This window comes from Legionella beliardensis (assembly GCF_900452395.1).
GTDB lineage: Bacteria > Pseudomonadota > Gammaproteobacteria > Legionellales > Legionellaceae > Legionella_C > Legionella_C beliardensis.
Genome location: NZ_UGNV01000001.1, coordinates 616224 through 641141 on the forward strand (window position 1 = coordinate 616224; position 24918 = coordinate 641141).

Below are 24918 nucleotides of genomic sequence, written 5' to 3' on the forward strand. Positions count from 1 at the left end.
AAGTTAATTAATATAGGCTAAATGGCTCGCATTGCAAGTAGTAATCAATAAATTGAGGTATAATTAAGCCATGAGCGAGATGACTGACTTAATTGCAATGCTCGGCAACATTAGCCGAAACTTTATACCTGTTCAACGTGTGATTGTAGGGTTTGCCTATTTGCTTGGTATTTGGTTTTTTATCACAGCGATTCAAAAGCTTCGTAAAATAGGTGATCATCGCGCTAATTCTTCCTCCCAAGAAAGTATGTATGTGCCAATGGCTTATCTGGTAGGCGGTGTTATCTTGCTGTTTTTACCATCTTCCTTATCAGCTCTTTCTAATACGACGTTTGGGGTGGGTAATATTTTGCAGTATGCAAGTTATAATCCTTATAATATTTATAGCTCTATGGGGCTCATTATTCGTATAGCAGGCCTCATTTGGTTTGTTCGGGGTACTGTCTTATTAACGCATGCTAGCAATACAGGATCACAGTCACAAGATGGTTTTAAAGGGTTTATGTTTTTGTTTGCTGGAATTTTAGCGGTGAATTTTGACAATACAGTCAGTGTATTAGATGCAATTATGAGTCAAATTGCTATATGGACTTCTGGCAGTGGTACTTAACTCTATTCTTCACCACAAATTTTAAGATTATTGTTTTGGGCAAATTCAATAATCGCTTGATATACATCAGGGCTTGTTTCTTTTAATTTTGGATCTAATAAAACACATTTATATCCTTCTGTCGTGACGCTAGGTTGAAGAAGCGGGGAATAATAGATACGATTATTTTTAAAAATAGCCATCGTACCGCTCATACGCTCTGCCCAATCACTTGGCCTAAAAGTTTTTCCTTTATCGGTTACTCCTTCAATTACAATTTTTTTCTTATCACGGTCAGAAGCAGTCATAATTAAAACACAATCAAAACAATATGCCTATTATAGCATCATATTAAGATGCAATAAGTAGGGTAAAGCACTAAAGATTAAATTAATTTAACGTGAATTTAACAGAAAAAACAGTTTATTTATTTAATTCTGTACTTAAAGTGGGCTTGTTAAGAAAAATAGTAAGACCATAGCAGTCTGTGAGCGAGTATGTTAGGATGCTTTTGGTTTATTTTAAATGATTTTGTTTGATTTAAATGCGGTTATCTGTGTTAAAAAATCTGTTACGAACGATAACAGTTTATAATTTAATTACCCATAATACTTTGGTAGGCTTTAGTTGTGAATCGGAAAGAAAATCCTTCTGGCGTTTATTTATTACCTAATCTTTTTACTACAGCAAGCTTATTTGCAGCGTTTTATTCTATCGTTGCATCCTTTAAAGGGCTAGATGAAACAGCAATCATTGCTATTTTTGTCGGTATGATTGCTGATGGATTAGACGGCCGTATTGCTCGTTTAACTAATACTCAATCTGCTTTTGGTGCTCAGTACGATAGCCTTTCTGATATGGTCACGTTTGGTGTGGCGCCTGCATTATTGCTATACAGCTCAAGTCTACAGCAATTAGGTAAATTCGGCTGGTTGGTTGCTTTTATCTATACGGCAGCAGTCGCTTTACGCCTTGCGCGCTTTAATACCAAGGTAAATACAGCTGATAAACGCTATTTTCAGGGGCTAGCTTGTCCTGCTGCTGCGGCCTTAGTTTCTTCTTTTGTTTGGTTATGCCACCAAAATCAGTTTCAGCATCTCTTTGTAGCATTAGTAAGCGCTATGATTGCTATTATTGCCGCAGCGCTTATGGTAAGTAATATTCGCTATTATAGCTTTAAAGAAGTTGATTTTAAGGGTAAAGTTCCTTTTTTATATTTATTACTCATGGTCATTTTATTTGTAGCGGTTGCAGCTAATCCGTCATTTATTTTATTCACAGGCTTTGTTATTTATGCGTTATCAGGGCCAATTCAATTATTCGTAAAATTACATCGAATTCGCAGACAAAGAAAATCCTTTAAAGATTGATAGTGCTCAATTATTTATGTAGGCTGCGCCACTCGGCCCCCCAATAATCGCTTTTTATTCAGGTTCGTCAAAGCGATTATTGATGAGATCGATTAAGGCCTTTTCCATGTCTTTTTCATCGGGACCATCAATTTTAATAATTAATTCTGAGCCTTGGCTGGCAGCAAGCATCATAACACCCATAATACTTTTGCCATTGACTTTTTGTGACTGCTTAATGACTTCAATATGACTTTGAAAGCGAGCTGCTGTCGAGACAAATTTAGCTGAAGCACGAGCATGCAGCCCTAGTTTATTAATAATACGTACATTGGTTTCAATCATAAAAGTCAACTTATTTAAGGCGTTAAACCTGTGGTTCTAACAGGCCATTTACTAGAAGATCATATAATGATTCCGCATTACTTAAGTTTCGGCAAGCTTTTCTAAAGCAAGGGTCGCTAAATTGCTTAATAATTGCTGCAAGAATCGTTAAATGATGTTCCTCTTGATTAGCAGGCATCATTAACCCAATAACTAAATCTACAGGTTGCTTATCTTCTGCACCAAAGTCAATAGGATGTATTAATTTAATAAAGCAGGCTTTTGGTTCATTGATGGCTGGCATGCGTATATGTGGGAGCATGATGCCATGGCCAATAGTGGTACTACCAAGGTTTTCACGATGCCAATAGGCATCAAAGAGCTCATTAAGGCTAAGTTCAGGTGTAGTATGAGCAAATAGTTCACTTATTTTATGAAAGACTGCTGTTTTACTCTGCGAAATGGTGTCTATACAAACCTGCTGCGGGGTGATTAAGTAACCTAGTTTCATAAACATTTCGGCTAAAAATACTTATTTTACCGTTCGTTTATTCATTCTTGCAAGTTTAAATCATTATGAGTGAGGAGTCTGCACCTGTCCTTGGTACAGATAAGTTAGGGGAACAAAGTTAGAGCGGTACTAGTGAGCACGTAATTTTTCCTTATGTTTAATAAGCTGCTGATCTAATTTATCAACGAGATCATTAATTGCAATATACATATCATCATGTTGAGCGCTGGCATGTATGGTCCCTTTAGCAACATGTATTGTTGCTTCAGCAATTTGAGCTAATTTTTCTATATTAAAAACAACATGAATCGCAGTGATATTATCAAAATGATGCATTAACTTAGCAAATTTATCTTCAGTATATGCTCTTAATGCTGGGGTCACTTCCATCTGATGGCCGGTGAAGTTTATTTGCATAACTTTTTCTCCTCTTTTATTAACTACTAATTGTTTTACGTTCATTTGATGGAGCAATACACATTGCCTCACGATATTTTGCTACGGTTCGGCGTGCAACTTTAATACCTTGCTCACTGATTAATTGAGCAATTTTACTATCACTAAGTGGCTTTTGGCGATTTTCGGCAGCAATTATTTTTTTAATAACAGCACGTATTGCTGTTGAAGAGCATTCGCCTCCGCTTGCAGTAGCAACATGGCTTGAGAAAAAGTATTTTAATTCAAACACACCGCGTGGTGTATGCATGAATTTTTTGGTGGTTACTCTGGAAATAGTTGATTCATGCATATCTAAAGCAATGGCTACGTCATTTAGTATAAGCGGCTTCATTGCTTCTTCACCATGTTCTAGGAATTCAACTTGGCGATCGACAATGCAACGAGCTACTTTAAGCAAGGTTTCCTGGCGGCTTTGAATGCTTTTTAAAAACCATCTGGCTTCTTGCAGGTTATTTTTTAAAAATTGGTTGTCTGAGCTGGTATTAGCACGCTGAATCATCGCTGCATATTGGCCATTGATTGCTAAACGAGGTAGAGTCGCTTGATTTAAATAGACCTGCCAATGTCCGTCAATTTTTTTAACGATAACGTCTGGGTTAATGTATTCTATATTATTTTGTTGAATTAAATTGCCAGGTTTTGGATGTAGGCGGTGAATTATCTGTAATACACGGTTAATAGCTGCTTCATTAATACGATAACTTTTTATTAATTGTCGATAATTATGTTGCCCTAATAATTCAAGATCGTTTTTAATGATCATTTTTGTTAATTCAACATCATTATCATGTTCAGGCAATTGGCTAAGTTGTGCTAAAAGTGACTCAGCTAAGTTAAGGGTAGCACAACCTACCGGGTCAAAAAGTTGTAGTCGATGCCTGACAGCTTCGATTTCCTCAATATCTAGGGGGTAAGCTTCACTATTTAGGCTAGTATGTAAATCATTGACTGATATTGTTAAAAAGCCGTCATCATCTATGGCATCAATAATCGCTGTAGCAATCACGCGATCAATATCGGACATAGGGGTTAAATCTAACTGCCACCTTAGATGTTCTTGTAAATTGGTTGTCGTGCAATATAGATTTTCGTAGTTAATATCATTGTCTTCGAAATTAGTGCGCTTGTTTAAGTTATAAAGTTGTGACCATTGAAAATCATTGTCTTCTGTATTCTGCTTACTATTGTCGTTTACCTCTTCTTTTTCTTCATTAGGTAAAACTTCAAGCATTGGATTTGATTCGACAACCTGTTGAATCTCTAGTTGTAAATCGACAGTAGATAATTGCAACAAGCGAATAGCTTGTTGAAGTTGTGGGGTAAGGGTCAGTTGTTGACTAATACTAAGTTGCAACGAGGGTTTCATCCCCAATCCTCTTATATCATTGCCTATTATTAAGTTTAACTGATTCACTAAGATAATCCAGTAGATTAAATGATAAGTGAAGGTATTAGAATGAGGAATAGTAGTTATTACATGATGTTGTCGATAAGGGCTAGTTGTTTTTAATGCGAAGTGCTTCAATTAAATACTCTTTGTGCGCGCATAAGTAACGATAAATTTGAAAAATTTACGATCAATCAAATTGTTATAATGGCTTGTACGTTCTTAGTTATTGAATACTAGTTTATAGTAAAGTATCTTATACCTGCTTACAGTATAAGGATGTATTGCTCTACCATGTTATCTTATATAAAAAAGACAGTTATCGTTTTTGCAGTGTCTACAGGCATGTTGTACGCTGGAACCATGGGAGGCCCAATTCCTATTTGTGTTCCTGGTAATAGTATTGTTCCCTGTGCTACCACGTCTTGGGATGTTAGTATTGATGCCCTGTATTTAAAACCAGCCTATGGCGATGATCTAATTTATCATGGTGTCATTAATGATAATTTAATATCCCATCAGATTGCCAAAAAATCTTCTGAATGGAACTGGGGGGTAAAGTTAGCAGGTGCATATCATTTCAATACGGGTAATGACTTATCTCTAAACTGGTATCATTTCGATCAATTAATAAACAAAACCGTGTCTTTTAATGTACCCACTTTAGGCATAGAGATACCCATAACCTATGCTATCAAGCCTGAATGGGATGCTCTAAATCTAGAGTTTGGACAAATTATTAATTACGAAGAGAGTAAAAGTTTTAGGCTCTATGGCAGCATACAATATACTCGGCTTGCCTATGAGGGACATATCAATCTACCACCACTTATCACAAGACAGGCGATTAAATTTTTAAGGGCCAGTGGTGAGGTTAAATACCATGGAGCGGGCCCAAGAGTAGGCCTTAATTGGTATTATAACCTACGGGAGGAGTTTGGCTTATATGCTGATGCTGCTTTAACACTATTGATAGGGGATGGTAAATTTTATCGAACTAAATACGTTAATGATAATGTGGTTGCAATTAAAAGAAATTCAAAAAATCTCATTGTCCCCGAATTTGAAGGCAAAGCTGGCGCTCAACTTATCTATCTAATAGGCCCAAGTTATTTATCTTTTAATGCAGGTTATATGCTAGTTGATTTTATCTCAGGGATTAATTCTGGTTCGTCACCTCATGTAAAAGGTATCTATTTATTAAGTGGCGCTTATATTGGCGCTAAGTGGGCAGGCAGTATTTAATTCACAATAGATTAATTAGGCAGCTAAAGCAACCTATGGCTGCTCTAACTGGTTAGTTAAAATGAACTAGAGGAAAGGTTACAGACCCAATCTAATTGCTTACTTCAGCTACTTTTTTAGATTGTGATTCTATGCATTTTTGGGCTTGCTTTTTAAAAGAATTAATTTCTGGCGATAGAATACATAACTTTTCCCAGTAGGATAAAGATTCCTCAAGTTTTTTCTGTTTCATTAAAGCAACTGCTAAAATTCTTAATGCTTGAATATTATTGGGATCTTTCTCATAGATTGATTGCGCAAGTTTGATTTGTATTTCTGAGCTCTCCGCCTCTTTTAACTGTTCTGACATTTTCCTTAAAATTAAGGTCCTAGCTTTTAACGATTTTTTGTCTTCTGGTAGTTCAGCAAGCAATGCTTCATTTATTTGCCAGGCTAATTCTAATTCGCCTTTTTCCAAAAATAGCATGACTTGTTTTAAAGAGTTGACTAAGACAAGTTTAATAATATTTTTAAATTCGGTTTTATGGGTGTTTTCGTTGAAATATAATTTCATCTGCTGCACGGTAAAGAGTGCTTCAATAAAATTATTAGCTTTTAAGGCTGCTTTAGCCCGTAATATCCATGCATTCTTGTCATTACTGTCTAAGGTTGTTGCTTTGATTAGCCAATTTAAGGCGTTTGTGTAATCATCTTTAGCATAAAAAGAGCGGCCTATAAGTAGCGAAATACCGGGAAAATTTGGATCTAAAAAGAAAATATTCATGCCAGCCATCGTTGCTTTGTCATAATCTGCATGTTGATAGGAATTTTTTAATTCGCTTCGTTGGCTTAAAATATAGTCGCGACGAATACGGATGGCTGATTTTTGTCTTGGCTGAACAAGTAATAAAGCACTTAAATAATGCAACCATTGCTCGGGCTCTTGCTGGCGTAATTTTTCGTCTGTTATCAATTTTAGCCATTCTGCAGACGTACTCGCAATTATCTTTTTTACTTGCGGCTCGTTTGGGCCTAGCTCGATTGCTTTTAGAAGACCTTTCGCTGCGGTGATAATAAAGTTATGATTTAATGCGGTTCTCGTAATAGAAATAACTTCGTCAGCTGAAATTGAAGATACTCTTTCAATTAAAAGTTCTAAGCTTTTTTCATCGGCAACGCTGGCTAGCATTCTATTTAAGGCAGATATCAAATTAGAATCATTAGGGCATACATCTAATGCTAAGTTAAGCCACTTAATCGCTTTTTCAAAGTCATTTTCTTGTTCAAAGAGTAAGGCTTGTTGCGAGGCAGCTTCTAATTTGAAGTCTTCAAACTTATACAACTGTTCCCAGTAAGTACTCGCTTTAACTCGCTCACCTAGTGCTTGTGCGGCCATCGCTGATAATTTAATCACTTCAGGCTCATAAATTTCTTCTTCAAAAAGAACATCAGCCTGGCCTAATGCGTCTTTAAAGTTTTTAAGATTAAAGTGACATTTAATTAAGTAAAGGCGGCCATCATTACCTAGTTCTTGATTTTCGTCGAGTGATTTAAAGATTTCGATTGCTCGTTCATAGTCATTTAAATGATATAAAATTCGGCCGAAAAATTCTTTTGCTGCAGCAAATTTTGGATGTTTGCGCATTAAATTATTTAGCTGTTGTAATACAGTGGTTAATTCACCTTGATTATATAATTCTTCAAGGTGATTGAGCTCTTCGGTAATTATATTTTTATCATTTTCGACTTCTTCTTCAGCATGTGGATCATTTAATAAAGGCTCAACATAGAGGCGGTGTAAGTCATTATAAATTCGACTCTCAAACAAAGGCGTATAATGCGTACTATCTAAGCCATTTTTTTGTAAAGAAAGAGATTGGCCAAGTACTAGCATTAAATGCGTTGGATTATAAACCTTGCACCCAATTTCTTTCCCTATCTTTTCAATCGTTTTAATCCATGAATCCCTGGAATTGATGTAAGACATATCAGGTAGCTTCACATTACAATGTGTAATAAAAACAACATTTTTGACACGATTTATAATCTCTACCATATCTTGTTGCAATTCATCAGCGGTCATTTGTCTAATGGAAATTTTGCTTAATAATTTTTGCTTGTCTTTGGGATAAGATTTATAAACTGGATCGGCCTGTAAAAAATTTAATAATTCTTCTCGATTAGCACGGCCGGCTAGTGACCAAAATTTTTTAGTTCGCTCAGGCTCAAGAAAAAATTCTGAAAAATAAACGTAAATATAATTCATCTGCACATATTCATCGTTAACCATAGCAACTTTTGCTGATGAAATTTCAACGAAATATAAATCGGAAGGGGGCGTTGCTTGCTTTAATTTGTTTTTATTAAAACGCAGACGAGCAGAGAGTATTGGGTAAATATCTTTTGAAGGAAGATAATCACCTTGCAAATACTTAAGCTGTTGTAACGCTTCAGCACTGGTATGAGTAAAGCCATAAATATCAGATGTATTGAGCTGTAAATAAGGTTTGGAACTGAATTTCTTTAAGGGGTTATGAATTCGACAAGAGCCAATAGGTGTTATTTTTATGGTCATAATGTTTCTCGCTACCTTATACTAAATTTTATAAAGTTTATTTCATCGTTTTTAAATCATTTTGCGAACATTAGGCTAATCAAATTCTTTAAAACAAGTTTGCTTTCTTAATTAGAATAATTAAACAAATCTCATAGCCAAGTCATCATAATTAGTCACTAAATATTAAGAGGCTTTATTGGAAAAATTGATACGATTAGGGCAAGCTAACTTTCTAAGAAGGTCTAATTGGTTATTGCTGAAACCCTACTTCTAAGATAGCCTAGTATCTAGCAAACAGAGTAATAGATTTATCTAAATCATTTGCCATTTCCTTATAGCTTTTATCTTTTCAAAATATAAATTAACTGTTTTTCACTTCGGTGTCTACCCACTTCGGGTATTAAACGAACGAGGTAGAAAATAAATAAAATCGATATTTAGACAAATACTTACTTATTGTCTAGTTTGAGTACTTTATTTAATAGAACGCCAAATTCCGCCACTTAGCCGTGCAGCACTTGGATTATTAACTAAAAAATTGCGTAGTAAATTCAAAAAACATTGGGTCCAACGTGAACAAAATTCTTCAATGTCTTCATCAGGTAAAGGAGAAGGAAGTTCTTGTGTTAAAAAATGAAAGCTATCATTTTCCCAAAAAGGAACGCCAAACAAGGAAGGTGCTTTTGTTCGAAAAGCCATCCTTGCTGCAAAATCGGAATAAGTGACTTGTTGGTCTTCAAAAAAAATACTCGGTGCTGCAGGATTCATTGCACCATCTACTGCAATGGTAATTACATTTCCCTGCTTAAGCGATTTGATAACTTGGCGTACGACTTCAGTTTCAGTGTGTGCACTGGTCGAAATTAATGTATCATTGTAGCTGATTGATGGAATATTAGGCGTTGATGCTAACCATTTATAAGGTAAACCTAAAAGCTCAAGCGCTAAGGGGCCAGCATATAAGCAGCCTACATGAGCGGAAGCTAAAATAAGCCCCTTACCTAGACTTAATTTATTATTTAATAGGGTATTTTCCTCTGATAAGTCTGCAAGAAAGCCCATAGGTTCATCAGCTTGGTGAGGCCTACATTCCAACCAATCTAATAAATAATGATCGATTAAATAACCGAGCTTAACTTGCTCTTCATAATAAGCTTGCTCATTTTCATTCAGTGCACGATGAGCTTTTATGATTTTCCATAGCCAATCAAATCTAACTTGGGGAAGCTCAACGGAGTGTATTTTTTGTTTTAACAAACTTAAGCCTACTTCAAATGCAGGAGATAGCGTTTTCTCTCTAAGGGCTACGCTCTCGTTAAAAATATCTTTTGCTTCGTCGTGACGTCCTGCTTGTACTAGTGCTGAAGCCGCATAACGTTGCCATTTTGTAGCATTAGGTAGTAATTTTACAACTTCTAACATTTCATCTGCTGCTTGCTCATAGTGTTGGGTAAACTTCAATGCTCGAGCATAAAGAAGGCGAGTGTGTGGGTTTGCGGGTAAACGTTGTTTAAGTTTTTCTAAATGGGTTAATGCTTTAGAGTACTGGCCATCTTTAAGTAATAAGTCACCCAGTAAATTATTGACTTGTATATGATCTGGGGTCAGCTCATGTGCTTTCAGGAGCATTGCAATAGCATCCAGTTTATTATTATCAATCGCTAATTTTAGTTGGGCTAAAATCAAATAAAGGCGTGCATCTTCATGCCCTCTTACCAATAATTGATCCGTAATTTTTGTAGTGAGGGGATAATCTTGGCTATCAAAGGCAATTTGTGCAGCTAAAACATCAATATCTAGCGGTTGTTTAGAAAAATCTAAAGTCAGTATGGTTTTAATACATTGCTCAATTTTGCCTGCTTTAGACAAGGTTAATAAGGCTATCTTTAATAAACGTTCATTCAATGGATAGGCATGTTCATAGGCCTCAGCAAGTTTAACGGCGTCCTCTAGCTTATTGTCTTGCAGTTTAAGTTGGATTAATTGAGCGGCTACGTTATAGTTATTTTTTTCGAGAAGTAAAATTTTTTCTAAATAAGCACACCCTTCAGCTCGTTTATTTTGTCTAATTAACAGACTACCTTGGGTCATTAAATCTAAACTTGAATTGGGATGATTTTGCAAAATCAATGCAATTAATTTGCTGGCCCAATTAAACTGTTTGGCTTTTATTAGAGGTGCTATTACCATGCGGCGCAGCCAAGCACAGTCCGTATAATCATCCCAGGATACGTTTTCGAATTTGGTATAGCTTAAGTCATATTGCTCTAAATTAAAATGGATTAATCCTAGCTTCAGTAGATCAGATTTTGATAATACTGAATTCTTTTCTTTAAATTCCATTGTTGTTAAGGCTTCTGACCACTTTTCTAGATTCATTAAGTGATCAATATGATTGCTCGTTTGGGTCGTTTCCATCGTTTTTTTAAGTTTTTATTGAAATTTTTACAGCAGTCCTTACTAAAGATAATAAAGTAATTACGCCATATAACACAATTAAAATTAATAGGAATAATTTTAAGGGTTGTGGTTCAACGGGTAAGGGGGAGGTAATGGGTGGCACAATGGTAAGAAAATATTGGCGTTGATTAAACACTTCGGTTTTAATGTTTGCAAGATACTTAAGTGCTGCTTCCCATTCTTTTTCAGCCACATCCCTTAAAATAATAGCGCTCTCAAAACCTGATAGCACTTTATTCATAGAGAACTCTCCATGGCCCACTAAGCGGAGATTTAAGCTCTTCTGTTGTTGGCGTAAAACAGACAAACGCTCGTTTAAACGATCAACCACAGGGCTATTGTTAACGCCTGCTTTTTTATAAACAGCAATTTCTCTTTCTGTTTCTTTGATCTTAACTTTAATATCGTTGATGTTAGCATAGATGGCAGCGACGGTTTCTCTAGGGTTTAAATCACGCTTGGAAATTTGAAAATTAACAATTCGCTTTCTAGCGGTGTGTAGGTTCTGTTCTCGTGCGGCTAGATTGTCTTCTGCTTCTTTTATTTTATCGCTAGCCATGCGATTTGATAAAGAATTTACCCATTTTTCTGCATAAAGTAATAAGGCGTCAGCAAACCGTTTTGCATCACTTGGCGTTTTTGCTTGCACTTTTACTTTTAAGAGGCCTTCTTGTATGTCAATTCCTACTTTGACGCGGCGTTTATAATAATTAAAATCATCTTTACCAATTAGCCTGTTTGAAAAAGGCCGAGATAAAAAATGAATATCATTATTTTTAAAATAACTGATAAAGCCCTGGTCTTTTTCCATTCGATTCATCATTTCACGAGAAAAAATATATTCTCTAGCAGAAAAAATATTTTGCATGGTATTTGGGCTAACTGAGGTTGGTATGATTGATGAGCCTATGGTATTTTCATTGGGTGCGTTCGTTTTTATCGTGACGATAGATTCTGCCTCATAAAAAGGTGTGGTAAAAAAGGATATAATGGTAGTTAGCACGATAGATGCTATGACCAATAGTGTTATTTGTTTTAAAAATAAACGCTTTCTACGATGATGCTCAAAAACAATAGCTTGGCGTGTTTCATGAATTCTTTCTAAGCTCGGAAGCTTTTCTAGTGCTGCTGCTTTTTTCTCTCTTTCTAAGGCATCGATTTCTTCTTGACGCTGGCGTCTAAACTGTTCAGCGCGTAGCTCTCGTTCTGTTTCCGCTTTTTGCTTACGCTCTTGCGATGCAATTTCAGCAGCAGCTAACCGCTCAGCTCGCCAGGCCTGTATGCGTTCTTCGTTGAATTTTTTTTTCTCAAGAAGGCGCTTTTCTTCACTATCATCCATCATAATTGTTTATATCCATGTAAGGGCTTATTTATCCTTCATACTAGGCTTATATCTTGTGCAAAAATATAACTGGCTTCTTCATGTGATTCATACATAATAATTTTTCCATCCCGTAATAAGCCATGTTTAGTGCAAATGTTTTGAGTAAGCTTAGGATTTCGCGAAAAAAAGATTAGCCCTGAATGTTTTAATCTTAACTCTAAAGCCACTTCACACTTTATTCTGAAATCATCATCGCCTACACTTAATTTTTCCTCAGCCAAAAAGAAATCACAAGGAATAGCCAGACTTAGTGCAAAACCTAATTTTGCGCGCATATTAGCAGAGTAAGCCCCCATTTTTGCATTAAGTTCCGTATCAGATAATTCAATAAAATCTTGGCAAAATACTCTTAAATCAAACGGATCAAGGTAATTTAATTGCGCAATAATTTTTATATTTTCATTTGCCGTTAAAAAAGGGTGAAAGGCACCAGCATAACCTAAAGGCCAGGCTGTGTGTTTTTTAATTAAAAATCCGCTATTAAGCTTTTGCGTGCCTGCAAGAATTTTTATAATCGTACTTTTACCGGCACCAATGCCACTTAATATGCCAATTTTCTGATGCTCTTCAGCTAAGAAAGTTGCATTATTAAGCACAACTTGTATGCCGTTAATCGTTTTAAAATATTTAGTGCCGTTTATAAAGCCTAGCAAGGTCTCACCTGGTTTCAAAATTAGTTTATCTTAGTAAATAGCTGTGGAAAGCTAACTATTTACCCTTAAACAACTAAACACTTTGGTATAATTTTTGCCGATTCATTCTCATAATGAAGGTAATACTAATTATCAACGCAATAAATAGGATAGGTTGGTAATAGATAGCCATTCTAGAATGATAACTTAGAAATGTACCATCGCGAATAATTTCAATTGACTGAAACAAAGGATTTATAGATCCTATTTCAGCTATCCATTCAGGCAATTCGTTCGCTGTATAAAATACGCCAGAAATCCAAAAAACAGGCCTTAATATAATAGGTAATATTTTTTCGACCATAGGGTATAGGCTTGATAGTTCAGCAGCGAAACTTCCTACAGCGATACCCGTTCCCCAGGCACACAGGTAACCGTAAATCATGACTAATGGATCATGACATTCTATTTTATCAAAAAGGAAAAAATTTAAGGTAATTAATATTAAAAAAACGATAATACCATTTAATAATTCAATTAATGCCGCAGCAGCTATTACAGTGATAGGTGTTATGCTTGGAATGTGGAGAAGCGATCTACTCGTTTTTTTAGTCCTCATAATGGAATTAATCGTATACCTAAATAGGATATAAGACAGCATACCGGGTATAAGAAAGCTGATAATGTCGGTATAGATAGGTACTTGTTTTCCTAATATCGAAAAGAAAATAATTAAGGCGCCTATCCAGGCTAGGGGGTTTATAAATGCCCAAATATAAGCTAAGGTGTCGCCAGAAAACCTAGATTTTATATCTTTAATAATGAGAGTATTTATAATTTCATTCATGGTTCATATTTTTAAAAATTTCTTCTTAATCCTATTCCCTTAAAGTTAGAATGTTCTTCCAAGTCCTATAGCAGGACTTAAGCTAGATAAGATTTTTCTAATATTAGTATAAGGCGCATCCGTGGTAATAATTAGATCACCGTCTCTTATTTTAAATTGTTGGGCAGCAAAGACTGCGTGTGTTTGTTTCATGTTTAATTTGTAGATGACTTGCGAAGGCCCAGCAAATATTCTCCTGCGCGAAGGTGATAGTAGATTTAAAATAGTAGCCTTTTCACGTCTTAATAGAAAAACGCCTGCCGGATTAGCGAGATCATCACTTAGGCCGCTAGATAATCCAATAGCCTCAATTAATGATAATTCACTCTTAGGGAATTTAATTAATTTCTGCGTTCCTGTTGCCCCAAGAACGGTAAATGAGCGATTTATTTCGCTTAGAACTAGATTATCACCTGGGCGTAAATCAATATTTTTATGAGGTGATTGAAATATATTTATAAGGGTTGTTTTCATTTTTTTGCCATGCCTTTCTAACCAAACTTCCGTTAACTCAGGTATGACCGTTGAGCCTCCGGCTTCTGCAAGTACGGAAATGAAATCATGTCGCCCTGGCGTTATTTCAAAGGTGCCAGGCTTTGCAACAATACCTTGAATCGTTATTCGCTTACTTAAACCTTCTGCTTTTTTAACGATGACTTGTGGATTAATGGCTTTATTTTTTAATATTTTTGCAATCTTCTGCTGTAATTGCTCAATGGTATTTCCTGCTGCGTGTACGGTGCCTACATAAGGCATGTAAATGGTTCCTGTGCCGGAAACGACAGCTTGGCCTAAGTTAGCAGCGCCTTTCTGGTCACCTGTATACAATCCTTCTGAGGCATTTTCCCAAATAGTGATGTCTAATTTATCACCAATATCTAATGTCTCATAGGTGCTAAGATCTGTCTTATTAGAATAAGGCCAAGTAGTTAATGTATTGATATTTGTTAGGTTCGCTACATTTTGGGTTATGGGAATAATAGGCGTCTGGCCATAACTGCTTCTGTATATGTCATAGGTGGTTGGGCCACTTCGCGGTAATATCGTACAGCTTAATAATAAAAAGTAAACTATTAGCAATAAAGTTTGTTGAACAATAAGTCTTACATCAATTCTTCGCACACTGCCTGCTCCGTTGGTAGTTGAGAGGTTATCTTTGTTAAGGTTTTAATTGTGGTTTCAATCATACCTGCAATAGAAAAATTTGTGCTGGCATAATTTAGCGCTTTCTTTTTTAATTCGGGATTTGCTTTAAACATGGCAATAATGTTAGCTGCTTTTTCGCATGCTTCAAATAAATCGGGCTCTTGCGCATCATTTAAAATAAAACCTGTTTCACCGTGAATAAAGCATTCCTCGGCGCCACCAGCTGGGGTAGAAATGACTGGAATTCCCATGTATTGGGCTTCGATAAGAACATTAGGTAAACCCTCATAAAGAGACATCAAGATCATGGCATCCATTTTTAACATCCAATAACCTACCGCTCTGCTTATACCAACAAATAAAATCCTATTAGAAATTCCTAGCTCCTCTGCTAAGGCAATACATTGGCTGCGCAAGCGTCCTTCGCCAACTAAGATGAAGCGCGTATGACTATGCTTCTGAAGATAGCGCTTAATGAAGCGAATGACTAGTATAGGACGCTTGTCAGTTTCGAATCTAAACACGCCACCAATTGTCTCAGTGGCATCAGATGTTTGAGCTGCAAAATTAGCCCAAAGCACCTCTTCTTCCGGCTGTGGTTGAATAACAGGCGGGGCAATACCATTATAAATGACTGAGAATCGTTCAAAGGGGATAGCTAACCAGTCAGCGTAAGCTCGAGCTGTAGCTGCCGTATTAGTGACAAAAGAAACGTTAGGAATTTCGGCTAAACATCGATAGAGCGTATCATATTCGGGTTTAAATAGATGTGGTCGCACACTTGGAGGAAAGCCACGAAAATTTAATACAATCCTAGGTACGCCAGCAACCAATGCTGCCACAGCAGAAAACAAAATTGCGCCATCTTGCCATATAAACGCTATCTCTGTTTTAGCATTGCGAAAATAGTTAACTAAGTGATTTAAACCATAACGAATTTGACTAGGGGTTTCATTAAGTAAACTTAAAAGGGGAGGAGAGTTAAGGGCAAGCTCTTCTAGCGGTGTGGGAGTTAAACTTTTAATTTGATATAAGTTAACCTGATGCTCTTTTAAAAAATTTAAGAAAAAGCTTTTTTCTTCTTCTAAATCATAGGCATTAATCAAAACATCAACTTCAGAATTAATCTGTATACCTGCAATTAATTCACCGCGCTTTTGTTTTTCATTGATATGAATAGCAGTTAAACAAACTTGCCGCTCAGCGCCGCCTGGGCCTAAACTGCCAGTAATTAAAGTAATTTTTCCAACTTGATTGGGTGCTTTTGCTTTTTCGACGCTGTTTTTAAAATGCAAGATAGCATGTTTCATGGATAAAATACCAAAGTCATCACTAGTTTGTAATGCTCTGCCTTCTTTCATTTCGACGAGATTAATTAGGTTTATGATGTCATCATAAACTTTACGTTGTTTTTTATCTAACGTATTACTGTCTAGTGGTTTGATAGTCTCATAGGCTTTAATTATCTTTCTTCTTTTCTTTAAAGTCTGAGCATAGGTCATGCGTAATAATTGATTTTCGGAAAACTTTAGAACCAGTTCATCAAACATGACATCTGATTCATCATATCTTTTCATTTTATATAGTAAATGAGCATAAACTAATTGCGCTTGAACACCATCATCCTTCATTAAGGGCGAGTTGTTAATGAGTGTTTCTGCTAGGTTTAAGTGATTATGCTTGATTAATAATTGGGCATATTTATCGAATAGCTGTAAATTGGCTGTATCTAGCTCATAAGCATTTTTTGCTTCTAATAGAATTTTATCCGTTATATTTAAAAGAGCAGTGGAATTATCACCTGCTTCTGTGATCATAGCCATTTTTCCCTTAAGTTTGATAGCATTTCATAGAAAAATCTCCTCTAGAGGAGATTTTTACTAGTTTATAATTTGCAAATCATAGTTATAAATGATGTGTCAGGCATTGATAATATTAGCTTTTTTAAATTTTCTAAAAGCCCCACGCGTATCAATAATTAATTTTGCATTTTCAGCAATCAACTCATAGTCGAAAGCCTGATGTGCTGTAGCTAACACAATGCAATCATAGCTGCTAATTGCAGAAGCAGTTAATTCCACACTCGCTAAATCAAAGTTGTGCTCACGCATCTGTGGGAAAACGGGGACATGTGGATCGGAATAACTAATCAATGCTCCTCGTTCTTGCAGCAATTCCATTATTTCTATTGAAGGCGATTCCCGAACATCATCAACATCTTTTTTATAAGCAAGGCCAAGTACAAGAATGCGACTATTTTTTATAGGCTGTTCTTGTTGATTCATAGCATGAGCAACTTTATTGACAACCCAATGTGGCATGTGGCTATTAATTTCTCCTGCGAGCTCAATAAAGCGTGTGTGTATGCCATATTCACGAGCCTTCCAAGTTAAATAAAACGGATCTATTGGAATGCAGTGTCCTCCTATACCTGGTCCTGGGTTATAGGCGACAAATCCAAAAGGTTTAGTGGATGCTGCTTCTATTACTTCGTGAATATCAATATTCATTTTATCAGCTAATATTTTAATTTCATTGACTAAGCCAATATTGACTGAGCGATGAATATTTTCAAGCAGCTTAGTCATTTCAGCTACTTTAGTATTTGAAACAGAAACAACGTGATTAATAATTGAGGAATATAAAGCATGGCCTGCTGCTTGGCAATTTGCAGTATCACCGCCGCATACTTTAGGTATTGTTTCAGTAGAATAATTAGGGTTGCCTGGGTCTTCACGTTCTGGCGAATAAACAAGAAAAATATCCTGACCCACTATTAGACCGGTGCTCTCAATTCTTGGCTTTAATTCTTCTTCGGTGGTACCAGGGTAAGTTGTGCTTTCTAAGGAAAGTAGTTGTCCTTTTTGTAAATAAGGCTGTAGAGAGTCCATCGTTTGCAAGACAAAGCTTAAATCAGGTTCTCTATACTTATTTAAAGGTGTTGGAACACAAAGTATAATAGCATCTGCCTCAGCCGCTTTTGCAAAATCAGAAGTAGCATTAAAAAGATGTTTAACTCGTTTAATTCGTTCATCCGAGATATGTTTGATATATGAAACGCCTTGATTCAATAATTCGTTTTTGTTATCATCCACGTCGATGCCATAAACGCGATAGCCAACTTCTGTAAATCGCAACATCAAGGGCAGGCCAACATAACCTAGTCCAACAATAGCGATGATAGCTTCTTTGCTCTTAATCTTGTCTATTAAGTTATTTAACATACTATTTCATCCTTGATTTTATTGATTAAATGACGGGGTTTCCTACTTTGTAATAAGATTTATACCAGTTAACAAAATTGTTTATTCCCATTTGAATTGGTGTATCTGGCTTAAACCCTACCCATTGATTAAGTGCGTCCGTATTTGCAGCAGTAGCGGGTACATCACCAGGTTGCATAGGTAGGTAATTTTTTTGTGCCTCTATACCTAGGGCCTCTTCGAGCGCCGAGATATAAGTGATTAGCGGGATTGGATTATTATTACCGATATTAAAAACACGGTAAGGGGCATTGCTAGTTGCAGGGTCAGGCTTTACTGAATTAAATTTGTCATCAGGTGTAGCTGGTTTATGCGTAACCCTGACAATGCCTTCAACAATATCATCAATATAGGTAAAATCTCGTATCATCTTACCATGGTTATAAATATCTATTGGTTTGCCTTCTAATATGGCTTGTGTAAACTTAAATAAAGCCATATCAGGTCGACCCCAAGGACCATATACGGTAAAAAAGCGCAGCCCCGTAGTGGGTAGATTATATAAGTGGCTGTAAGTGTGAGCCATTAATTCATTGGCTTTTTTGGTGGCAGCATACAGGCTTATTGGGTGATCAATATTTTGAGACTCATCAAAGGGTAGGCAAGTATTGCTGCCATAAACACTGGAACTACTTGCATACGCTAAATGATTAACATCATTATACCTGCATCCTTCTAAAATATTCATAAACCCTTGAATATTAGAATCTATATAAGCATGAGGATTTATTAGAGAATAGCGAACGCCCGCTTGAGCTGCTAAATGCACTACTCTGTCTGGTTTCTCCGCAGCAAACAATTCTTCAATAGCTTGCTTATCAGCAACATCTACTTCAAAGAATTTAAAATCTGGGCTAGAAGTTAGCTGTGCTAAGCGTGCTTTTTTTAAATTTACGTCATAATAATTGTTAAGATTATCAATACCAACAACTTCGTGACCATCGAGTAAGAAACGCAATGTAGTATGCATTCCTATAAAACCCGCACATCCCGTGAGTAAAATTTTCATTTATTTCCTTAGTTGCTGGGGCGATTTCTACATAACTATGTATGTCAACCCATCGTAAATAGTGATAAAAGAATTGATTATAAACTAACCAAAACCTCCTAGGTTAAAACTAGTTTCTTTTAGTAACTATAAATTATCATAACTTGTTGATCAATAGAGAATAAATTAATTCTTGATGAATTTGTCGCTTATTAGCCCTCGAACTATTTCATAATTTAAGCTTTATATTCCAGAATTATGTGAAGCTAATGGCATAGCGATAACTAGTCTTAGAAGATAAAACAGCAAAGAAGCCGGCCGCAGGATGCGGCACAATGCGGCTTCATTTAATTTAGTGATTAGGCGATAATTGATAGAATTAAAAATAACCTTGTAGCAGAAATTATTTTATTTTTTTCTCTTTAAATATAACGTGCTTACGAACAATTGGATCGTACTTTTTAAATTCTAATTTATCAGGACAATTTCTAGGATTCTTTGTCGTAGTTACAAAATAACCTGTACCTGCGGTAGACTCCATTTTGACTTTAATAGTGACAGCTGCCATGGTCGTTCGTTCCTCTTAATTTAAACTTTTTCGCCTTTTTCGCGTAATATATCAATAACGGCTTTAATGCCTTTTTTATCAATAATGCGCATACCTTTCATGCTTACTTTTAATGTAACAAAGCGATTTTCCTCTTCAACCCAAAATCGGCGTTGTTGAATGTTAGGTAGAAAGCGTCGTTTAGTTTTATTATTGGCGTGTGATACATTATGACCAGTCATGGGCCGCTTGCCAGTAACTTGACATACTCTTGACATGCTGTTACTCCAAATTTTTCTAAATAAAACCATAACTGAAAATCCAAAACCATTAAACCTAGGAATTGGCTCAGTGTTAGGCAAAGAGCGCTTTTATAACAAAAAACGAAAAAATTTGCAATCAATAAGGGAGTTTTTTACCCTTTTTTTATTAAACCATTTGTTTAACCGCCATCTTTTACTTTATTGCTACCTTATAACTTAAGGTAAACGCCATTCCTCGAAATAGTTATCCCAGAGGTCTCTTAAAAAGCTTAACTCACTAAAAAGGTGACTAGTAATTACTATTATAGGCAATCAGCGTATAATTGTTATTTTTTGATGAGATAGTTATATTTATATGCAACAAACAATTAAAAGTTTTGTCATTAGGGCTGGGCGGGTCAGTAAACGACAGCAATTTGCACTTGATAATTTGTTAGAGCCCTATTTGTTAGCGATAGATGGTCGCACTTGGGATTTTCAGGCTATCTTTAATCGCGTATCTAACACCGTGATTGAAATTGGTTTTGGTATGGGGGCTTCTCTAATTGCCATGGCAAAGCAAAACCCGCAGACGAATTTTATTGGTATTGAAGTGCATCGAGCCGGTGTAGGGAGCTTAGTTGCTGATTTGCATGACAATGATATAAATAATGTACGTGTGGCTATGTATGATGCTGTTTTTGTTTTAGAGCAGCAGATTAAGGCAGACTCATTACAAGGTGTGCAGATTTTTTTCCCCGATCCTTGGCATAAAAAAAGGCACCACAAACGACGCTTAATTCAGCCTAACTTCGTTAAATTAGTTGCAGAGCGTCTTAAACCAGGTGGTTTTTTGCATTGTGCTACTGATTGGCAAGATTATGCTGAATCTATGCAAGAAGTCTTGTCGGCTGAATCAACCTTAGAAAATAGTCAACCTCAGGGTGGGTTCGCCCCAAGACCCAGCCAGCGGCCTATCACTAAATTCGAATTGCGCGGCAATCGCCTAGGTCATGGCGTGTGGGACTTAATCTATCTTAAAAAGAACAGTTAAGTTTTGGCTAGTTGCGCATTGAATCATAATTATGGTGAACTCATATCGTGATATGTTATTAAAAGTAATGGTTGGCTAGATTTTTTCTAGCCTGAGTTCATAGACTGTTTTTTTAACGTCTGAATATGAAGAGGTAATATATGGATATATTTAACGAGTTAGCGCAGCATTTTGAGGCCATTGATGATTTTAAGAGGTTTATTGATAGCCAATTAGCGGTTGACCCGCAATTTTTAGAGCGTACTTTTTGGCTAGATGGTCAGCAGGTAGCTATTTTAAATTATTTAATTCAACAACATGAAATTGAGAATAGAAATTTAATTGAATTTATTAACTACCTTTTTGTAAAAGGTATAGACACCTATTTGCACCAGCCAATTCACTTAACATTAAAACTTAAAAAAGTTGATTTGCTCTCACTATTGTTAACTAAAATACCGCATCTTTCTCAAGGTAGTAGGGCAAGTCAACATGCCTTAAATTCTTATGATGAAACCGGGCAAACAATGCTATCTCATGCAATTGAATCAGGCGATGTGAGTGTTTTTACTAGAATCTTTGCGCTTAATTTAAATATTCATCAGGCAAGTAGGGTGTCCGTTGCAGACGGTATGCAAGGATTTTTACAGCCATTGCAGCAAGCAGTTGCAGTAAATTTTCCTGAAGCAGTAGATAAACTGCTTAATGCTGGCGCACAAGTAGACAATCCATGCCTAGATATTAAAGAAACTCCCTTATTATTAGCAGCACATTTAGGTAAAATTGATGCTCTAAAAGTTTTATTAAATCATCCGCGCGCAAGTGCTATCGTTGAACAACAAACCAATAATAAAAATGCAGAGGGGCATACTGCTATTGAGTTATTATGTAGACGTTTACAAGAAAATAAAGAGCCAGAGCAAGCTTTAAAGGGCATTGCCATGTTATTATGTCATGGGACGCCTGCGCCTACTAACGAACTATTTCGTGATTTATTAACTACCCACAGAGTTAAGCTTGTAAAAGCGGTAAAAGAATACACGGCAGATGGCCATGCGAGTATTAAATTTTTACGAGCAAGCCATGATAAAAATAATGCCCTGCACGGTATCGTTTATTCAGGTAAAACCTGGTCGCAAATGGTAAAAAAATTCTTTGGGGTTACCGATCGCTTAGCGTTTAAGTGTGAGAAGCTATTTCTTTTAGATGTCAATCACAGTCAAGCTGATCAAGATGAGCAATTGTTTGCGAGTTTTGTAAAAAGGTATCGAGAAAGTATTAAACGATCAACTTTCTATTCTCCATGGAGTGAGATGCTCTCGAAAATTACCACAGGACAAGTTAATAATTGGACTGATGTTTGTCAATATGCAAAAGATTATCCAAGCACGCGTACGGCTCGTATTGTGGAGGAGATGACTAAGCCTGAGCCTGAAGTTTATGTTAATTTATCAAATTTATAATTGGGACTTTGCATAAATACTTAATATTCTACGGAATAACGTTTTTGGCTGCCATAAATGTTAGTTTATAATAATAATTTTTGTGGCAATTTGCTGAAAAGTTGTCACAATTCTCTTATACCCTTGCTTAAAATTTAGGTAAGCCCTAGAATTCTAGCTTTCTTTTTAAATTAAGAAGGCGGAGAGACCAATGGGATGGAATGAGCCAGAGAATGATAAAGATCCATGGACTGGCAAAAAACAGCCACCAGATTTAGACGAGGCTTTAAAGCGCTTTCAAAGTAAATTAAAAAAAGCCTTTAGAGGCGGGAATAAAGCACCAGATGATCCAGAAGAACCCAATGGTGGCGCTGTTGCAGCAAAGGGAAATGGCGGTCTAATCGCTTTAATAGTTTTATTAATTCTCTTTATTTTATGGGCCTTATCTGGGATTTTTATTGTTGATCCTGCCGAGCAAGCTGCTATTTTGCGTTTTGGCAAATACATTAAAACAGTAGGGCCTGGGCCTCATTGGATACCTCGCTTAATTGATTCTAAGATTGTGGTTAATGTTGAGCGTGTTTCTGATTACTCCTATTCAGCACAAATGCTGACTAAGGATGAAAACTTAGTTGCTGTGTCTTTAGTTGTTCAATATCGTATTGGCGATTTACAGGCTTATTTATTTAATGTCACTGATCCCGAAGAAAGTCTGCAACAAGCAACCTCAAGTGCATTACGCCATGTAGTCGGTTTAACGACACTCGATGAAATCATTACTGAGGGGCGGGAAGCTTGGGGGAATAACGTTTATGATTCCTTAGTAAAAATATTAGATACTTATAAAACAGGCATCGTCATTGTAAATGTGGCACCACAACCAGCTCGTGCGCCTGAAAATGTACAAGATGCTTTCGATGATGCAATTAAAGCGCAGGAAGATGAAAAGAGATTTAAACAACAAGCTCGCGCTTATCAGGCTCGAGTTGTGCCCATTGCTCAAGGTAATGCAAAGCGCGTCATTGAAGAAGCACAAGCTTATGCTAGACAAGTCGTGTTACGTGCCAAGGGTGAGGTCGCTGAGTTTTTAGCTCTCTTACCTTTCTATGTGCAGTCGCCTTTTGTTACATCAGAACGCATGTATTTGGATACCATGCAAAAAGTATTAACTCAAGCCAATAAAGTGATTGTAGAAGCAAAGGCTGGTAATTTAATTTATCTACCCCTAGATAAACTTACTACCGCTCTACCTACGAATGCCAATCAAAGTATTGTAGAAGGTAGCGATGCTGTCGCAGAGCAATCCCTAGGTGTTAATAATAATGACAATACAAAAGTAATTCGCAATACCATTAGACAAACTCTCCGTCCAGGAAGGAGTGAATAAATGAATGTATTAAAAACACTATTGGGGATACTTGCTTTTTTTATTTTGATGCTGTTCTTAGCAAGTGTATTTACAATACAACAAGGGCAACAGGGTATTTTACTTCGCTTAGGTCGATTAGTTAATGATTCACAGACTAAACAAGCCAAAGTGCTGCAACCAGGCTTGCATGTGAAAGTACCATTTATTGAAAGTGTTAGGGTGTTTGATACACGCTTACAAACGTTAGATATTAAATCTTCACGCATTGTTACGCGTGAGAAAAAGGACGTTATTGTTGATTATTACGTTAAGTGGCGTATTGCAAACTTAGCTCATTACTTTATATCAACTGGAGGTAATGAATTTAAAGCAGAAACGCTTCTTGAGCAGCAACTGAATACGTTTTTAAGGGCTGAATTTGGTAAGCGCACGATTTCTGACTTAGTTTCTGGCCGTGATGATGTCATGATTTTATTAAGGGAAAAAGCAGAGCAGCAGGCACGCGGTTTAGGTATTGACGTGGTTGATGTAAGAGTTAAAGGCATTGAGCTGCCACCGAATACGAGTAATGCTGTTTATCAGTTAATGCGTGCTGACATGCAAAAAATTGCTAACCGCCATCGTGCTGACGGTATCGCTGAGGCTGAAGCCATTCAAGCATCAGCTGATGCTGAGGTGACTATTTTAATTGCTCAGGCTAAAAGCCAAGGTGAAATTATAAGAGCACAAGGGCAAGCGGAGGCTGCGGCTATTTACAATAATGCTTTTAGCCAAAATCAAGATTTCTTTGCTTTTTACCGTAGTTTGAAAGCATACGAGGCTAGCCTAACTAATGATCATACGTTACTCGTGTTAGATCAAAGCAGTGCTTTTTTTGACTACTTTAAGCATTCTTTGATAAAAGGTATTGGAGTAGAAAAGAAAACCGGATTATAATTATTAGTTTTGGTCATTAAACGAACCTTATCCCGTAAAGTGCGCAAGCATTTGTACGGGATCTAGATAGAATAAACTGCCGTTAAATTACAAGTGAGTTGGTATCTGTAACAACTGCGTTAATTTATTGCTATTTAATTTTGAGTTAAGAACAGGTTAAGTGTACTTAACCTTTTTTTTTGCGGAGGCT

Annotated in this window: 23 protein-coding genes; 7 read left to right on the top strand and 16 right to left on the bottom strand. The window is 36.4% G+C overall.

Annotated elements, in window-relative coordinates:
* The first annotated feature begins 70 nt into the window (after window positions 1–70).
* Window positions 71–610, top strand: a complete 540-nt coding sequence (locus tag DYE47_RS02780) for a type IV secretion protein IcmC (protein WP_278043872.1) — start codon at window positions 71–73, stop codon at window positions 608–610.
* A gap of 2 nt (window positions 611–612) precedes the next feature.
* Here the strand turns inward: DYE47_RS02780 and DYE47_RS02785 are convergent, their stop codons facing one another.
* Entirely contained in the window at window positions 613–897 is a 285-nt protein-coding gene (locus DYE47_RS02785) for a DUF3579 domain-containing protein (RefSeq protein ID WP_115301804.1), read from the bottom strand.
* Window positions 898–1218: 321 nt separating this feature from the next.
* Between DYE47_RS02785 and pssA the strand changes: the two genes are divergently transcribed.
* Entirely contained in the window at window positions 1219–1959 is a 741-nt protein-coding gene (gene pssA, locus DYE47_RS02790) for a CDP-diacylglycerol--serine O-phosphatidyltransferase (RefSeq protein ID WP_115301805.1), read from the top strand.
* A gap of 54 nt (window positions 1960–2013) precedes the next feature.
* Here pssA and DYE47_RS02795 read toward each other — a convergent pair whose 3' ends face one another.
* The 4 genes from DYE47_RS02795 to DYE47_RS02810 all read right to left on the bottom strand — a co-directional run bounded on the left by DYE47_RS02795 (window position 2014) and on the right by DYE47_RS02810 (window position 4598).
* Window positions 2014–2283, bottom strand: a complete 270-nt coding sequence (locus DYE47_RS02795) for an HPr family phosphocarrier protein (protein WP_115301806.1) — start codon at window positions 2281–2283, stop codon at window positions 2014–2016.
* Window positions 2284–2305: 22 nt separating this feature from the next.
* Window positions 2306–2779, bottom strand: a complete 474-nt coding sequence (locus DYE47_RS02800) for a PTS sugar transporter subunit IIA (protein ID WP_115301807.1) — start codon at window positions 2777–2779, stop codon at window positions 2306–2308.
* A gap of 123 nt (window positions 2780–2902) precedes the next feature.
* The gene (hpf, locus tag DYE47_RS02805) at window positions 2903–3190 is read right to left on the bottom strand and encodes a ribosome hibernation-promoting factor, HPF/YfiA family (protein WP_115303993.1); all 288 of its coding nucleotides are present in this window, start codon (window positions 3188–3190) and stop codon (window positions 2903–2905) included.
* A 19-nt stretch (window positions 3191–3209) separates the two neighbouring features.
* Window positions 3210–4598, bottom strand: coding sequence for an RNA polymerase factor sigma-54 (locus DYE47_RS02810; protein ID WP_115301808.1), 1389 nt, complete (start codon window positions 4596–4598; stop codon window positions 3210–3212).
* A gap of 315 nt (window positions 4599–4913) precedes the next feature.
* On the opposite strand from DYE47_RS02810, the gene DYE47_RS02815 reads away from it, so the two are divergent.
* Window positions 4914–5864 carry an Lpg1974 family pore-forming outer membrane protein gene (locus DYE47_RS02815; protein WP_160149830.1) on the top strand — a complete coding sequence of 317 codons (951 nt, stop codon included), beginning with the start codon at window positions 4914–4916 and terminating at the stop codon, window positions 5862–5864.
* A gap of 91 nt (window positions 5865–5955) precedes the next feature.
* Here the strand turns inward: DYE47_RS02815 and DYE47_RS02820 are convergent, their stop codons facing one another.
* The 11 genes from DYE47_RS02820 to rpmB form a co-directional block, all read right to left on the bottom strand.
* Window positions 5956–8418 (bottom strand): tetratricopeptide repeat protein, encoded by a 2463-nt coding sequence (locus DYE47_RS02820; protein WP_115301810.1) that lies wholly within the window; start codon window positions 8416–8418, stop codon window positions 5956–5958.
* A gap of 456 nt (window positions 8419–8874) precedes the next feature.
* Window positions 8875–10779 (bottom strand): tetratricopeptide repeat protein, encoded by a 1905-nt coding sequence (locus DYE47_RS02825; RefSeq protein WP_160149831.1) that lies wholly within the window; start codon window positions 10777–10779, stop codon window positions 8875–8877.
* A gap of 46 nt (window positions 10780–10825) precedes the next feature.
* Window positions 10826–12202 carry a hypothetical protein gene (locus tag DYE47_RS02830; RefSeq protein WP_115301812.1) on the bottom strand — a complete coding sequence of 459 codons (1377 nt, stop codon included), beginning with the start codon at window positions 12200–12202 and terminating at the stop codon, window positions 10826–10828.
* Between the two features lie 35 nt (window positions 12203–12237).
* A complete protein-coding gene (locus tag DYE47_RS02835; RefSeq protein WP_131750101.1) occupies window positions 12238–12915 on the bottom strand; it encodes a P-loop NTPase family protein in 678 nt (225 codons plus the stop codon).
* A 55-nt stretch (window positions 12916–12970) separates the two neighbouring features.
* Entirely contained in the window at window positions 12971–13723 is a 753-nt protein-coding gene (locus DYE47_RS02840; protein WP_115301814.1) for an ABC transporter permease, read from the bottom strand.
* Between the two features lie 45 nt (window positions 13724–13768).
* A complete protein-coding gene (locus DYE47_RS02845) occupies window positions 13769–14884 on the bottom strand; it encodes a polysaccharide biosynthesis/export family protein (RefSeq protein WP_115301815.1) in 1116 nt (371 codons plus the stop codon).
* A complete protein-coding gene (locus DYE47_RS02850; RefSeq protein WP_115301816.1) occupies window positions 14866–16731 on the bottom strand; it encodes a glycosyltransferase in 1866 nt (621 codons plus the stop codon). Before DYE47_RS02850 ends, DYE47_RS02845 begins: the two co-directional genes overlap by 19 nt.
* Before the next feature lie 96 nt (window positions 16732–16827).
* Window positions 16828–18132 (bottom strand): nucleotide sugar dehydrogenase, encoded by a 1305-nt coding sequence (locus tag DYE47_RS02855; protein WP_115301817.1) that lies wholly within the window; start codon window positions 18130–18132, stop codon window positions 16828–16830.
* A gap of 25 nt (window positions 18133–18157) precedes the next feature.
* Window positions 18158–19180 (bottom strand): NAD-dependent epimerase, encoded by a 1023-nt coding sequence (locus tag DYE47_RS02860; protein WP_115301818.1) that lies wholly within the window; start codon window positions 19178–19180, stop codon window positions 18158–18160.
* A 382-nt stretch (window positions 19181–19562) separates the two neighbouring features.
* A complete protein-coding gene (rpmG, locus tag DYE47_RS02865) occupies window positions 19563–19727 on the bottom strand; it encodes a 50S ribosomal protein L33 (protein ID WP_115301819.1) in 165 nt (54 codons plus the stop codon).
* A gap of 20 nt (window positions 19728–19747) precedes the next feature.
* On the bottom strand, window positions 19748–19984 hold the full coding sequence (gene rpmB, locus DYE47_RS02870) for a 50S ribosomal protein L28 (RefSeq protein WP_115301820.1): 237 nt from the start codon (window positions 19982–19984) through the stop codon (window positions 19748–19750).
* 340 nt (window positions 19985–20324) lie between these two features.
* On the opposite strand from rpmB, the gene trmB reads away from it, so the two are divergent.
* The 4 genes from trmB to hflC all read left to right on the top strand — a co-directional run bounded on the left by trmB (window position 20325) and on the right by hflC (window position 24728).
* Window positions 20325–21002, top strand: a complete 678-nt coding sequence (gene trmB, locus DYE47_RS02880; RefSeq protein ID WP_115301822.1) for a tRNA (guanosine(46)-N7)-methyltransferase TrmB — start codon at window positions 20325–20327, stop codon at window positions 21000–21002.
* A gap of 140 nt (window positions 21003–21142) precedes the next feature.
* A complete protein-coding gene (locus tag DYE47_RS02885) occupies window positions 21143–22444 on the top strand; it encodes an ankyrin repeat domain-containing protein (RefSeq protein ID WP_115301823.1) in 1302 nt (433 codons plus the stop codon).
* Window positions 22445–22634: 190 nt separating this feature from the next.
* A complete protein-coding gene (hflK, locus tag DYE47_RS02890; protein ID WP_115301824.1) occupies window positions 22635–23810 on the top strand; it encodes an FtsH protease activity modulator HflK in 1176 nt (391 codons plus the stop codon).
* Window positions 23811–24728 carry a protease modulator HflC gene (gene hflC / locus DYE47_RS02895; RefSeq protein WP_115301825.1) on the top strand — a complete coding sequence of 306 codons (918 nt, stop codon included), beginning with the start codon at window positions 23811–23813 and terminating at the stop codon, window positions 24726–24728.
* The last annotated feature ends 190 nt before the right edge of the window (window positions 24729–24918 follow it).

Bases quoted from the DNA above. Each gene is read 5' to 3' on its own strand.
- DYE47_RS02780 (WP_278043872.1), top strand. From the start codon at position 71: ATGAGCGAGATGACTGACTTAATTGCAATGCTCGGCAACATTAGCCGA.
- DYE47_RS02785 (WP_115301804.1), bottom strand. From the start codon at position 897: ATGACTGCTTCTGACCGTGATAAGAAAAAAATTGTAATTGAAGGAGTA.
- DYE47_RS02795 (WP_115301806.1), bottom strand. From the start codon at position 2,283: ATGATTGAAACCAATGTACGTATTATTAATAAACTAGGGCTGCATGCT.
- DYE47_RS02800 (WP_115301807.1), bottom strand. From the start codon at position 2,779: ATGTTTATGAAACTAGGTTACTTAATCACCCCGCAGCAGGTTTGTATA.
- hpf (WP_115303993.1), bottom strand. From the start codon at position 3,190: ATGCAAATAAACTTCACCGGCCATCAGATGGAAGTGACCCCAGCATTA.
- DYE47_RS02810 (WP_115301808.1), bottom strand. From the start codon at position 4,598: ATGAAACCCTCGTTGCAACTTAGTATTAGTCAACAACTGACCCTTACC.
- DYE47_RS02815 (WP_160149830.1), top strand. From the start codon at position 4,914: ATGTTATCTTATATAAAAAAGACAGTTATCGTTTTTGCAGTGTCTACA.
- DYE47_RS02820 (WP_115301810.1), bottom strand. From the start codon at position 8,418: ATGACCATAAAAATAACACCTATTGGCTCTTGTCGAATTCATAACCCC.
- DYE47_RS02825 (WP_160149831.1), bottom strand. From the start codon at position 10,779: ATGAATCTAGAAAAGTGGTCAGAAGCCTTAACAACAATGGAATTTAAA.
- DYE47_RS02830 (WP_115301812.1), bottom strand. From the start codon at position 12,202: ATGATGGATGATAGTGAAGAAAAGCGCCTTCTTGAGAAAAAAAAATTC.
- DYE47_RS02840 (WP_115301814.1), bottom strand. From the start codon at position 13,723: ATGAATGAAATTATAAATACTCTCATTATTAAAGATATAAAATCTAGG.
- DYE47_RS02850 (WP_115301816.1), bottom strand. From the start codon at position 16,731: ATGGCTATGATCACAGAAGCAGGTGATAATTCCACTGCTCTTTTAAAT.
- DYE47_RS02855 (WP_115301817.1), bottom strand. From the start codon at position 18,132: ATGTTAAATAACTTAATAGACAAGATTAAGAGCAAAGAAGCTATCATC.
- DYE47_RS02860 (WP_115301818.1), bottom strand. From the start codon at position 19,180: ATGAAAATTTTACTCACGGGATGTGCGGGTTTTATAGGAATGCATACT.
- rpmG (WP_115301819.1), bottom strand. From the start codon at position 19,727: ATGGCAGCTGTCACTATTAAAGTCAAAATGGAGTCTACCGCAGGTACA.
- rpmB (WP_115301820.1), bottom strand. From the start codon at position 19,984: ATGTCAAGAGTATGTCAAGTTACTGGCAAGCGGCCCATGACTGGTCAT.
- trmB (WP_115301822.1), top strand. From the start codon at position 20,325: ATGCAACAAACAATTAAAAGTTTTGTCATTAGGGCTGGGCGGGTCAGT.
- DYE47_RS02885 (WP_115301823.1), top strand. From the start codon at position 21,143: ATGGATATATTTAACGAGTTAGCGCAGCATTTTGAGGCCATTGATGAT.
- hflK (WP_115301824.1), top strand. From the start codon at position 22,635: ATGGGATGGAATGAGCCAGAGAATGATAAAGATCCATGGACTGGCAAA.
- hflC (WP_115301825.1), top strand. From the start codon at position 23,811: ATGAATGTATTAAAAACACTATTGGGGATACTTGCTTTTTTTATTTTG.